Genomic DNA, 12721 nt, shown 5'->3' on the forward strand with positions numbered 1-12721 from the left:
GACCTCGGCAGGGGGAGCGCCGTTGGTTCGGGGCGGGTTGTCCAGTGGGACAGGGGAATCCGCAGCCGGCACGGGAAGGGCGGGGACGCCGGTTCCGGCCAGGGTGTAGGCGGGCTTGTAGATCATGTTCATGGCCAGGAGTGCTTCCTGGCGCAACGCTTCGGCCGCCATCTGCGCGTCGATGACATCCGCGGCTGCCAGCAGACGGGCGATGGTGCCGATCGGGCCGGAGTCGCCGGGGGCGACCACCGCCAGTTTCACCGCTTCGGCGGCGGCCGCCACCCCACCGAGGCGGGTGCCGACTTCCGCCATCACCGCGGCCAATTCGTCGATGGCGGCGGCGAAGCTGCGGGTGCTCGCGGCGGCGGCTTCGGCGGCCTCGCCTTCCCATCCCGCCTCCTCCATCACCTGATCGGCGTTGGACTTGGCGACAGGGAGGGTGACGAGGGCAGCGGCGGTTTCCAGCCAGGCCATCGAGGCGCCGAGGATCTCCCCGGCGTCGATCTGCTGGGTGCGGGCATAGATCTGTTCGTGCGGCATGGATTCGAAATGTTCCATCGCACTGATGTAGGTGGGATCAGTACTCATCAGTGCACCCGCGTATCGATGGCGCGCAGCGCGGCGGAGGCGGCGGCGTCGGCTTCCTCGTAGAGGCCCGCGCTGAGCAGGAACGCCTCACGCATCCGGTAGGCCGCTTCGATGTAGCGATCGAGCAGATCGGCGGCATCGCGCGCCTTGTGGGCGAAGCCGGCCTGTAATTGCTGTGCGGAGACGAAACCACCGAATCCGCCTGCCTCGGCGGCGTTTTCGAGATCGTGGCGTAACTCGGCGAGCCGGTCGGCCTGCTGTGCGTAGAGATCGGCACACCGGCGCGCGGCCTCGGGATCGAATTTCACCGTCCCCGCCGCGGCGGCGCTGCGGAACCGGGAGATCTCGGCTCGGCTGCTCTCGATCGTCATCGCGTCTCCCCTCCAGATCAAGCGTCGGTGTCCAGGCTAGCCGGACCTACGATTGTGCGAACTGTGCGCCGGTGCCACCCGGCGCTGCAGTTGCGCGGCGAGCTGACCGGTCGAAGCGGGAACCACGTGCACCGTTTCCCCCACGCGCAGCAGGTAGCGCCCGTCGTTCGCGACGTCGATCCAGCTGTAATGCAGCGGTGGGGAAGGGGTTTCGCGGTCGAGTCCGGTTTCGATGCGGATATGCCCCTCGGCGGTGTGCGGGCGGCGCAGCAAACGCTGGATCCGGGGAACCGCGGGATGGGCCGCGATCACGGTCTCCTCGTCGCGCACCGCGTCGGCCGCCGCCTCACGAGCGGGTTCACGCCCGGGTGGTGTGTCGGGCAGGCAGGCGGTGACGCGCGCGCCGATCCCGGCGCTGTGCCCGATCGAAACCCGCACCTGCCCACCGTAATCGGGACGGGTGCCGGGTTCCTGCACCAGGAGAACCGCGTGATCGTAGACAGCGCAGGCCAGTAACCGGATCTCGCTGCCCGGCGTGTGCCCGCCGCCGACGAGCACGATCCTGGCGTGCGGTTCGGCGACGATCCGCAGGCACGCGGTGAGGTCGGGATCGGTGCCGGGCGTCAGTCGCTGATCGAGCGTCGAACGTAATCGGCGCGCTTCGTCCTCGGTGCGCGGCGTTTCGAGCAACCGCAGCGGAAACGGCACCCGGTCGCGACCGGTCTCCCGCCAGACGTGCGCGAACTCGTCCGCGGTGAAGGTCCATCCCATTGCCGATCCCATCCTTACCGAACCAGGACGAGCTCAGCCTAACCGCAGTGTCCGAATCCGGCGCACCGTTCATCCGCCCGAATGGAAACTCCGGCGCAATGAGTACCCGGATGAGTATTTCGGCGGACGTCTGTTGCCGCTGTGACTCCTACCGTCAGGACAGATCCGTTGACTGGAGGAGCTATGACCTACGTTCGAGGCGGCCGTCCGACTCGCGGAACCAGGGTGAGGACCATACGTACTCGCGGCATCACCACGGCACTGGCCGCCGTTCTCGTGCTCGCCTTCGGCGCGGGCTGCGGTGACGACAGTGACGCGACGACCTACTACGGCGACGAACTCGCCCTCGGCAACGGACAGATCCGCACCTACGTGACCACCGACGACTCGGGCAAGCCGACCGAGGTCGGCCTGCGAATCCAGGAGGCGGCACTGGAGGGGCTGCCCATGCCGGCCGGTGAGCCGGAGGGCCCACCGCCCGCCGGTAGACCGTTGGCGCTGCCGAAGGAAGCGGCGGGCGCGGTGGTCGACCACCTCACCTTCGATTGGGTGCCGCACGGCCATCCACCGGCAGGCATGTTCGACAAGCCGCACTTCGACGCCCACTTCTATTTCATCGACGCCGCGGCGGTGACGGCGATCAGCCCGCAGGATCCGCAGTTCCTGGCGAAAGCGGCCGTGAACCCGGACGCGAAATACATGCCGGCCGGCTACGTGACGGCGCCCGAGCCGATCGAGATGCAGGCGGTCCCCGCGATGGGCGTGCACTGGCTCGACATGAGCAATCCGGTCGCACCGGGCCAATTCACGCAAACCCTGATCAACGGCTCGTGGGACGGCCAGTACATCTTCACCGAGCCGATGTTCACCCTGGAATGGCTGCTCACCAAGCCGTCGTTCACCGGCGACATCCCGCAGCCCCAGGCCTACCAGCACACCGCGCGGTACCCGACCACCTATTCGATCAGCTTCGACGATGCGTCCGACGAGTATGTGGTGAAGGTCGGTGGGCTCACCGATCGCACCGCTTCCTGACCCTTCTGCAAGCCCCTCACCTGCGAGTAGGCTCGTCTACTCGGAGGTGAGGTGTGATCACCGAGCTGATCGGGCGCGAGTGGGAGCTGGCGGACCTGCTGGCCCGGCTCGACGATGCGGTCCACGCGGTTCCACAGCAGGTGATCTGTACCGGCGAGGCCGGGGTCGGCAAGACCAGGCTGGTCGCCGAGCTGGCGGCGCGCGCACGTGAGCGAGGGGTGCGCACGCTGTGGGCGCGGGCGCTCGAGCTGCCCGATCCGCCGCCGTTCTGGTTGTGGCGCCAGGCGCTTGGCCCGGGGATCGCCGCGCCCGACGGCGACCGGGTCGCGCTGTTCGAAACGTTCGCGGCCAGCTTGGACGACGGCGCGGCGACCGGCACGCTGCTGGTGATCGACGATATCCACTGGGCCGACGAGCCCTCGCTGCAGGCCCTGCTCTATGTCGTGCGCGGGCTGCGGGATCGCCGGGTCATGGTGTGCGCCACCGAGCGCACCGGTGCCGAGGACGGTGGCTGGACCGCGATCAAGCCCGAACTCCTTCGTGAACCGGTGACCGCCTCGCTGCCCGTGCGTGGGCTCTCGCCTGCGGACTCGGCGCGCTGCCTGCAGCTCGAAGCGGGCCGCGCGCTACCCGCCGAACTGGCGGACCGTGCGTTCGACATGACTGGTGGAAACCCCTTCTACCTGCGTGAACTCGGCCGGTCGATGCGCGGTACCACCGACGACGCGCTGCACCTGCCGACCAGTCTGCGCGAGGTGGTGCGCGCGCGGATGGTGCCGCGGTCGGCCCGGGCCGTGGAGCTGTTGCGGGCGGCCTCGATTCTGGGTGAGCGGTTCTCGATCGCGGTCGCCGCGCGGCTGGTCGAGCGCTCGGCGGCGGACTGTCTGGCCGCGGTGGACGAAGCGGTCGACGCGGGTCTGCTGGCGACCGACGACGATCCGGGCACCGTGCGGTTCGCGCACGCGCTGGTGCGGGCCGCCCTGCTCGACGATCTGTCGCTGCACCGGCGCGTGGTGCTGCATCAGCGGGCGGCCCTGGCCATCGAAGCGTTGTATCCCGATGCGGTGGAGGCGAATTCGGCCGCCTTGGCCTGGCACTGGGCGAATGCCGCGGTGACCGGAGCGCACGAACCCGCCGTGCGCTGGGCGCGCCGCGCCGCGCAGGTGGCGTTGCGGGAGCTGGCTTTCGAGGACGCCGTGCGGTTCTACGGGCTGGCGGTGACCCATGCCGCCGAGCTGGAACCGCTCGAGCGGGGCAGGTTGCTGCTGGATCGGGCCGCCGCACAGGTTCGCGCGGGTCACCTCGCCGCCGCCCGCGCCGATTGCGCCGCTGCCGAGGCACTGGCCCGCAAGGCAGGGGAACCGGTCCTGCAGGCCGAGGCGGCCTTGGTACTCGAACCGATCGGGGAGCGCGGCTGGGATCGCGATATCGCCGACGCGTGCGCCGAAGCGCTCGCCGCCGACAACCTGCCTATTTCGCTGCGAGCCCGGTTGCTGGCCCGGTCCACCGAAACCGCGATCTACCTGGGCCGCTCACAGGGTGTCGACGCGTCGAGCCGGGTCGCGCTCGCGGTGGCCGAGCGCAGTGCCGACCCGGCCGTCCTCGCCGCCGCGTTACGGGCCCGTCAGCTCGCCTGCAGCGGGCCCGACCATCGCGAGGAACATCGCGAACTCGCCACGAGAATGATCGCCGCGGGCGAGCACGCGCGCGACCCGGCCATGGAGATGTGGGGCAGGTTGTGGCGCATCGATGCGCTGTGGGAGCAGGGTGATCTGGGCGCGATCACCGGCGAGTTGTCGTGCCTGTCCTGGTGTACCGAACACACCGGCGGCCCGATGGCGCGGTGGCACCGGCTGGTCGCGGAAGCCGCGCTGGCGCAGGCGCGCGCCGAGTTCGACGACGCTCTCGACCGGGCCCGGCGGGCGCACGAGCTGGCTACCGCGCTCGGCCATCCCGCCGCGTTCGGCGCCTACCGGTCACTGCTGGTCGTGGTCGGGCACCATCGCGGCCATCCGCCGGAGACACTGACATTGCCGCAGGCACCGTTGCGCGGCGAGGTGCGCAATCTGCTGTTCGCCGCGCTCGGCACCGCGTTCCCGATGGTGGACAGCGGCATGACCGCAGCGGCCGAGTCCCTCTACCGTGGCCTCGGCCGCCCCGGAACCTGGGTGTTCCCACCGTATTTCGCGCTCAATGTGCTCACCGTCGGTGGTGCGGTCGCGGCCGGACTCGGCATCATCGAGGACGTGGCCTACTTCCGTGAGCGGCTGACCCGCTACCGCCACGGCCACGTCACCGGTGGTGGTGGCACCGCGCACTATCTGGGACCGGTCAGGTTGTGGCTCGGGAAATTCGCCGCCGCACTGGACGATCCGGATACCGCCGAAAAGGATCTGCGCGCGGCGGCGCGGACCGCCCGCACGATCGGCGCCCCCGGGTTCGCCGTCGAGGCCGACTGCGAACTGGCCGAACTCCTGCTCGCCCGGGGCGCCACCGCCGATGCCGTCGCTGTAGCCGGGGGTGCGTTGCCGGTGGCCGAATCGGTCGGGATGACGCCGTGGATCGAGCGGTTACGGATGGTCGCGGTGCACCGAAACGGCGACACGACACTGACTCCGCGGGAACGCGAGGTCGCCCGCCTCGTGGCACGTGGCCTCACGAACCGGGAGATCGCTGCCGCGCTCGTCCTGTCCGAACGCACCGCGCAGAACCATGTGCAGCACATTCTCACCAAACTCGGCTTCACCAGCCGCAGCCGGATCGCGTCCTGGGTGGGCAGCGGCCGGATCGGTCAGTAACCGCGCTGCGGATCCACGATCGCCCGCAAGGGTTCGCCCGCCACGAACCGGGCGACGTTGGCGCCCACATGATCGGCGAAGGCGGCCAGGCGCAGTTGCGGCGGATTGGAGTCGTGCGGGGTGATGATCGCGTTCGGCAGGTCCCACAGCGGATGCCCGTCGGGCAGCGGTTCCGGGTCGGTGACATCGAGTCCGGCACCGCCGATGATCCCGCGCCTCAGTGCGTCGACCAGCGCGTCGGTGTCGATCAGGCTGCCACGCGCCACATTCACCACCCACGACGACGGCTTGAGCCTGGCCAGCTCGTCGGCACCGATCAGATGACGGGTCTGCGCGGTCGCCGGGGCCGCGACGACCACATGGTCGGTGTGCGACCAGACCCGTCCGAGCTGATCGGCGGGCACCGTCTCCACGTCGGCACCGATTCCGTGTCCGGTGACGCGGTTGCCCGACCGGTTCACCGCGATCACGTGCGCACCGAGCGGGGCGAGCATCGGAATCAGCGCGCGGCCGATACCGCCCGCGCCGACGATCGTCACGGTCTTGCCGCGCAACGACCCCACGTGGGGGAAGAATTCGCGCTGCCGCCACGAGGTCGCGCGCAACTGCTCGGGCAGATACCGCACGCCGGCCAGCAACAGCATCAGCGCGTGCTCGGCGACGCTGTGCGCGAAGGCGCCCGCCGCGGAGGTGAACGTCGGGCCCGGGTGGGCGGCGAATACGCCTGCGTCGAAGAAGTCCTCGATCCCCGCGGCGGGCAACTGCACCCAGCGCACCGACGCAGGCAGTTCGGCCGGGAAATCAGCGGGCATCCCCGTCCAGATCAGGGCGTCGGCGTCGGCGAGCGGACCGACCCGGGCGCCCGCGCCGACAACCGCCTTCTCGAGCAGTCGCGGAGCGTTCGGGTCCGGACCGATCGCGACGGTGATCGCGGATTCCTGCACAAAGTCCTCCTGATTGGTGCCGGGGCGGGCAGAGTTCCGATTCTCCCGGACCGCCGGGACCGCGTCGAGCCAGGACCTCACGATTCGTCGAGATCGACGGGTTCGTCCACGCCGTGGCGGTCGGCGAGTTCCAGCAGCAGGGTGATGTCGAAGACGGCGTCGTCCATGTCGGCCTGGATGTCACCGAGTTCGGCGTAGCGGGCGGGGACGGTCCGGATCGTGAAATCACGGGGATGAATGGAGTCGATCTCGTCCCAGCGCACCGGTGTCGACACGGTGGCCTCGGGGACACCACGCACCGAGTAGGCGGCGGCGATGGTGTGGTCGCGCGCGTTCTGGTTGTAGTCGACGAACAGGGCACCGGGGTCGCGATCGCGGCGCCACCAGGCGGTCGTCACGTCGTCGGGCGCGCGTCGCTCGACTTCCTGGGCGAAGGCCAGCGCCGCTCGGCGCACCTGCTGGAAGCCGTGCTCCGGGGCGATCCGCACGTAGACGTGCAGACCGTGGCCTCCGGAGGTCTTCGGCCAGCCGACGGCACCGAACTCGTCGAGGACCTCGTGCACCACCCCGGCGACGCGCTGCACCCGCGACCACGGGCAATCCGGCATGGGGTCCAGATCGATGCGCCACTCGTCGGGCGATTCGGTGTCGGTCGAGCGGGAATTCCAGGGATGGAACTCCACGGTGGACATCTGCACCGCCCACGCGACGTCGGCGAGCTTCTCCACACAGAGTTCGTCGGCATGCCTGCCGTACCGCGGGAAGTACACCCGCACGGTCGGAATCCAGTCGGGCGCACCGGCGGGCAACCGCTTCTGATGGACTTTGTCACCGGCCAGCCCCTTGGGGAAGCGGTGCAGCATGCACGGCCGGTCGCGCAGCGCGTTGACGATGCCGTCCCCGACGCCGAGGTAGTAGTTCACCAGGTCGAGCTTGGTCACGCCGAGCTCGGGAAAGTACACCCGGTCGGGATTGCTGACCCGTACCGTGTGCTCACCCACCGGCAGTTCGACCGCCGGAGCCGCAGACTTGGCCACACGCGCAACGATAGACGAGCGGGCCCGCCCCGTGGCCGGGTAGCGGACCCGCGTGGCGCCGCGACTACAGCTCGTACACCCCGAAGGCACGGTGCTGGATGCACATCGGCATCACATGTACCTGCTCGGTCCATTCGAATTTGGCCGCCGCCTCGACGGTTTCGCGTTCGGCGACGCACACGGTGTTGGTGCCGGGCATCGTCAACGGGTTGAGTACCGCCAGCGGGATGCCCGCGTGGATGCCGCTGTAGAGACCCCCGCTGAAGCACAGCGGGGTGATGGCGATGCCGCGCCGTGCGCTTTCGCGGTCGGCGGCGGCCTGGGCGCCCGGCACGCCGGAGCAGTCGAGCGGGTTCTCGTTCGTCGCCTGGGCAGGGGCGGTGAAAAGGGTGAAGCCGGCCGCACAGCCCGTGGCGACGGCCATCAGGGTTCGAGCAAATGTGGTCCTGGTCATAGCCGCATTGAAACACTGCTCACCGGCGGTACACACAATCGGCGACGGCGTGTCGGCCCCGATCAGCGCGCGACGGCCTCGAGTACGCAGACCGGCGCCACGGTCTCCACCGTGCGCGTCAGGGTGAAACCGCCGCGGTCGAGCAGGGCACGGAACTGGGCTTCGGTGCGTTCGTGGCCGCCCTCGGTATTGACGAGCATCTCCAGATCGACGAATTTGCCCGGGTGCGGCCGATGATGCTCGGGCAGCACCAGCTCGATCACCAGCAGCGTCGCGGTCGGGCTCATGGCGGCGCGGACGGTGCGCAGGATGCGTTCGGCGTGCTCGTCGGACCAGTCGTGGACGATGTTCTTGAGCAGATAGGCGTCGCCGCCCGTGGGCACGGCCTCGAAGAACGAGCCCGCTTGCACCGTGCAGCGTCGCCCGAGTCCGGCAGCCGCGAGATCGGTGCTCAGATCCTCGACCACGCCGGGCAGATCGAACACCACCCCGCTGGTCGCGGGGTGCCGGCGGAGAATCTCGACGAGCAGGCTGCCACGTCCGCCGCCGACGTCGACGACGGTGTGGAAGCGGCCGAAGTCGTAGGCGGCGAGCAGCGGTTCGATCGACAGCGTGCCGATGCTGGTCATCGCGCGGTCGAACAGGTCGCCCACCGCACGATCGCGCGCGGCGTATTCGAAGAAGCTCGCGCCCTCCAGCGCCTGGCCCACCGCCTCGCCGGTGCGGACGGCATCGCCCAGATGGGTCCAGTGGTTGCGGTGGTAGGGCGAGCCGAAGAACCTGGCCACCTCGCGCATGGTCACCGCCGCGTCGCCCCGCAACGCCTCGCCGATGCGGGTCAGGGCGTACCTGCCGTCGCGGCGCTGGGCGAACACCTCGTAGCTCACGAGCAGCCGCAGGAGCCTGCTCAGTCCGTCCTCGTCCACCTCGAGCGCGCCGGCCAGTTGCGCCGAGGTGCGCGGGCCGTCGGCGAGCTGGTCGGCGATGCCGAGCTCGGCGGCGGTGCTGATGGCCTGGGAGAGGAACCCCGCGAACTGCAGTTCCAGCAGCGCGATATGGCCGGGGACGAGCCGCCGATGGAGCCTGGCCAGCGCGTCGCGCACCCGGTCGAACGCGTGGACCACGGGAATCGGGGGCAGCTTCTTCGTCGTCATCGCGACTCCATCGTCGGCCGTTCGACCTGCGCGTACGTGCTGAGGGTACGGGATTCGCGACGCGCCGGGCCGGAGTGGATCAGGTCGGCGTGGCCAGCGCGAACGGCAGCACCGCGTCCGCGCCGCTCGCCCGGAGGGCATGGGCGGCGACGGTCATGGTCCAGCCGGTGTCGGTGAGGGTGTCGACCAGCAGGATCGGTCCGTCCACCTGCGACAGGTCGGGTACCTCCCAGTAGTCGAACAATCCCGCGACGCGGTGGGCCGAGTTCGCCGCCGAGACCGGGGGGCGGTCGGGGCGCGCGTGCAGCGTGCCCAGATCGGTGAGGCGGCCGATCTGGGCGAGTCGCTGCGCGAGGCTGGTGGTGAGCTGGGGATAGCGCGGCGATTCCAAGGCGAGGACCGAGGTGGGGCGGGCCGCCCAGTCCCAGTCGCGCAGTACGGCGATGCAGGCGTCGAACACCGCGTCGGGTACCGGGGCGTCGGGCCCGTCGAGCAGGGCGCGCAGGCGCTGGCCCCAGCCCAGATCGGTGAGCCGGCCGAGCACACGGCCGGTCTCGGCGCCGCCGGTGATCTTGCCCGACAACGGAATTCCGAGTTTCGCCATACCGGTCGGCCACTGTTTGCGCGGGGCGAGGTCGAGGCCCGGGCGGTCGAGCCGGGCCCGGGTGGCGGCGATCGCGTCGTCGTCGATGCTGGTGTCGGGGCGGGTGCCGGTGCAGTTGTCGCAGCGGCCGCAGTCGAGCTCGGCGGTGGCCAGGCCGTCGAGGCCTGGGTCGTCGAGCTGGCGACGCAGGAACGTCATCCGGCAGGTCGTGGTCGACTGGTAGTCGATCATCGCCTGCTGCTCGGCGTCGCGGGCGGCGGCGAGACGTTCGTAGCGCTCGGTGTCGTAGGTCCAGTTCTGTCCGGTGGACAGCCAGCCGCCGCGCACGCGGCGAACCGCGCCGTCGACGTCGAGCACTTTCAGCACCATCTCGAGCCGCGAACGGTTCAGCTCCACGAGCGGTTCGAGCGCCGCCGTCGACATCGCCCGGTCCGTGTCCAGGGCGGCGAGCACCGAGCGCACGATGTGTTCGCGAGGAAACGCCACGGAGGCGAAATAGCTCCAGATGCGCGCGTCCTCCGGGCCGGGCAGCAGCACCACCTCGGCGCGGTCGGTGCCGCGCCCGGCGCGGCCGACCTGCTGGTAGTAGGCGATCGGTGAGGACGGCGCGCCGACGTGCACCACGAACCCGAGGTCGGGCTTGTCGAAGCCCATCCCGAGTGCCGAGGTCGCGATCAAGGCCTTGACCTCGTTGTTCAGCAGGGCCGCCTCGAGCGCTTCGCGTTCGGCCGGGTCCGTTTGGCCGGTGTAGGCAGCGACGGTGTGGCCGTGGGTGGCGAGCACGTCGGCCAGGTCGTTCGCCGCGGCGACGGTGAGGCAGTAGATGATGCCGGAACCGGGCATCCGATCGAGGTGGGCGCCGAGCCACGCCGTGCGCTGCACCGCGTCGTCGAACCGGACCACCGACAAGTGCAGCGACTCACGATCCAGGGTGCCGCGCAACACCAGTGTGTCGGTGCCGATCTGTCCGGCCACATCGGTGACGACCCGGTCGTTGGCGGTCGCGGTCGTGGCCAGCACCGGCACGTCGGTGCCGAGGTCGGCGATGAGGGTGCGGATGCGGCGGTAGTCGGGACGGAAATCGTGACCCCAGTCCGACACACAGTGCGCCTCATCGATCACGACCAGCCCCGCATCGGCCGCGAGTTTCGGCAGTACCTGGTCGCGGAAGTCGGGATTGTTCAGGCGTTCCGGACTCACCAGCAGCACATCGACCGCACCGTCGGCGACCCGCTGATGGATCTCGTCCCACTCGGTGACATTGCCCGAGTTAATGGTGGCCGCCACCACCCCCGCCCGTTCGGCGGCGGCCACCTGGTTGCGCATGAGGGCGAGCAGCGGCGACACGATCACCGTCGGCCCCCGACCCGCCCAGCGCAGCAGTTTGGCCGCGATGAAATACACCGCGGACTTACCCCAGCCGGTGCGCTGGACGACCAGTGCCCGGCTGCGCCGCACGACGAGCGCCTCGATCGCCGTCCACTGGTCCTCGCGTAGCCGGGCCTGTGGCCCGGCGAGGTCGCGGAGCAGCTCCTCGGCGCGTTCGCGCAGGTCGGGAGCCATCAGGTCGAGCACGTCGTTACCTGCCGCTGTGGTCATGGGCCCTATGCTGCCCCACCCCACCGACAGGTTTGATCGGCGATACAGACCTTCCGCCGGGTCACCCCTTCACGCACAGGACCTGACGCAAGGTCGCGACCACGTCGACCAGATCGGCCTGGGCCGCGATCACCTCATCGATGTCCTTGTACGCGGCCGGGATCTCGTCGACCACGCCCGCGTCCTTACGCGACTCCACGCCCTCGGTCTGGGCGATCAGATCCGCGACGGTGAACTGCCGCTTGGCCGCGCTGCGACTCATCCGTCGTCCGGCGCCGTGCGAGGCCGACTGGAACGACAGCGGATTGCCCTTGCCGCGCACCACATAAGAGCGCGTGCCCATCGAGCCCGGGATCAGCGCCAGCTCACCGGCACCCGCCCGCACCGCACCCTTACGGGTCACCAGCATCGGCACGTCGTCGATGATCTCCTCGGCCACATAGTTGTGATGGCAGCTGATCGGCTCCTCGAAACGTACCGGCCGCTCGCCGAATTCGTCCCGCACCGCCCGGCACACCAGCGACAACATCACCGCGCGATTGCGCGCCGCGTACTCCTGGGCCCAGGTGAGGTCCCGGCGGTAGGCGTCCATCTCCGGTGTCCCGGAAAGGAAAACGGCCAGGTCGCGATCGGGCAGCGACTGGTTGTGCGACAGCGTCCGTGCGATCGCCATGTGCCGCTCCGCCAGCTCCTTGCCGATATTGCGCGAGCCGGAGTGCAGCAGGATCCACACGGCGTCGTCCTGGTCGAGGCAGATCTCGATGAAGTGATTGCCGCCGCCGAGCGATCCGATCTGCTTGTGCGCCTTGGACTCCAACGACGACACACCCGGGTGCAGCTGCCCGAACGCGCGCCAGAACCGGTCCCAGCTGTTGGCACGCAATGCCGCCTGGCCGTGCGAGTTCGCGAATCCGGCATCGAGTTTCGTGACGTTCACGGCTTCCTTGTGCGCCTGGAACCCGACCGGCACCGCCTGCTCGATCCGCGCACGCAACGAACGCAAGTCGTCTGGCAGATCGGAGGCCGTGAGCCCGGTCTTCACGCTTTCCATCCCGCACCCGATGTCGACTCCCACCGCCGCGGGCGCCACCGCATCCCGCATGGCGATGACCGAACCGACCGTCGCGCCTTTACCCAGGTGCACATCCGGCATCACGCGCAGCCCGTGCACCCAGGGCAGTTCGGCGATATTGCGGAGCTGCTTCAGTGCGGCCTGCTCGATCTGGTGCTCGTCTGCCCACATGAGCGTCTGCGCTCGGGTACCGCGCAGCTCGACGGGAAACATGGTCGGTCCTTTCCTTGGTGTATCACCAACGGTAGGGGCCTTGTCGTGGGCGGCGCACCCCATTTACCACGCGGTCGCGGG

Annotated in this window: 10 protein-coding genes and 1 pseudogene; 2 read left to right on the forward strand and 9 right to left on the reverse strand. The window is 69.7% G+C overall.

The genetic code is table 11. The features are described 5' to 3' along the window. The 3 genes and pseudogenes from HYG95_RS13595 to HYG95_RS13605 form a co-directional block, all read right to left on the reverse strand. A pseudogene (locus tag HYG95_RS13595) lies at nt 1–588 on the reverse strand (hypothetical protein); the annotation flags it as partial. Further along, a complete protein-coding gene (locus HYG95_RS13600; RefSeq protein ID WP_181698332.1) occupies nt 588–959 on the reverse strand; it encodes a hypothetical protein in 372 nt (123 codons plus the stop codon). The pseudogene HYG95_RS13595 and the gene HYG95_RS13600, both read right to left, overlap by 1 nt. A gap of 36 nt (nt 960–995) precedes the next feature. Further along, nucleotides 996–1730 (reverse strand): ESX secretion-associated protein EspG, encoded by a 735-nt coding sequence (locus HYG95_RS13605; protein ID WP_181698333.1) that lies wholly within the window; start codon nt 1728–1730, stop codon nt 996–998. A 225-nt stretch (nt 1731–1955) separates the two neighbouring features. On the opposite strand from HYG95_RS13605, the gene HYG95_RS13610 reads away from it, so the two are divergent. Both HYG95_RS13610 and HYG95_RS13615 read left to right on the forward strand, forming a co-directional pair. Beyond that, on the forward strand, nt 1956–2765 hold the full coding sequence (locus HYG95_RS13610; RefSeq protein ID WP_370465787.1) for a DUF5602 domain-containing protein: 810 nt from the start codon (nt 1956–1958) through the stop codon (nt 2763–2765). 53 nt (nt 2766–2818) lie between these two features. Further along, complete coding sequence (locus tag HYG95_RS13615; RefSeq protein ID WP_181698335.1) at nt 2819–5563, forward strand: LuxR family transcriptional regulator; 2745 nt, start codon at nt 2819–2821, stop codon at nt 5561–5563. Here the strand turns inward: HYG95_RS13615 and HYG95_RS13620 are convergent. From HYG95_RS13620 to HYG95_RS13645, 6 genes are all read right to left on the reverse strand, one after another. Then, the gene (locus HYG95_RS13620; protein WP_181698336.1) at nt 5557–6507 is read right to left on the reverse strand and encodes a D-isomer specific 2-hydroxyacid dehydrogenase family protein; all 951 of its coding nucleotides are present in this window, start codon (nt 6505–6507) and stop codon (nt 5557–5559) included. The genes HYG95_RS13615 and HYG95_RS13620 overlap by 7 nt on opposite strands. Nucleotides 6508–6584: 77 nt before the next feature. Beyond that, nucleotides 6585–7544: a non-homologous end-joining DNA ligase gene (ligD, locus tag HYG95_RS13625; protein WP_181698337.1), complete on the reverse strand. Its 960-nt coding sequence runs from the start codon at nt 7542–7544 to the stop codon at nt 6585–6587. A 64-nt stretch (nt 7545–7608) separates the two neighbouring features. Beyond that, the gene (locus tag HYG95_RS13630; RefSeq protein WP_225281022.1) at nt 7609–7998 is read right to left on the reverse strand and encodes a hypothetical protein; all 390 of its coding nucleotides are present in this window, start codon (nt 7996–7998) and stop codon (nt 7609–7611) included. Nucleotides 7999–8060: 62 nt separating this feature from the next. Continuing rightward, nucleotides 8061–9152, reverse strand: a complete 1092-nt coding sequence (locus tag HYG95_RS13635; RefSeq protein ID WP_181698338.1) for a methyltransferase — start codon at nt 9150–9152, stop codon at nt 8061–8063. A 79-nt stretch (nt 9153–9231) separates the two neighbouring features. Further along, nucleotides 9232–11355, reverse strand: a complete 2124-nt coding sequence (locus tag HYG95_RS13640) for an ATP-dependent DNA helicase RecQ (RefSeq protein ID WP_181698339.1) — start codon at nt 11353–11355, stop codon at nt 9232–9234. A gap of 61 nt (nt 11356–11416) precedes the next feature. Beyond that, a complete protein-coding gene (locus HYG95_RS13645) occupies nt 11417–12640 on the reverse strand; it encodes an RtcB family protein (RefSeq protein ID WP_181698340.1) in 1224 nt (407 codons plus the stop codon). Nucleotides 12641–12721: the final 81 nt, after the last annotated feature.

Origin of the sequence: Nocardia sp. GTS18 (genome assembly GCF_013839555.1) — a bacterium.
Lineage (GTDB): Bacteria > Actinomycetota > Actinomycetes > Mycobacteriales > Mycobacteriaceae > Nocardia > Nocardia rosealba.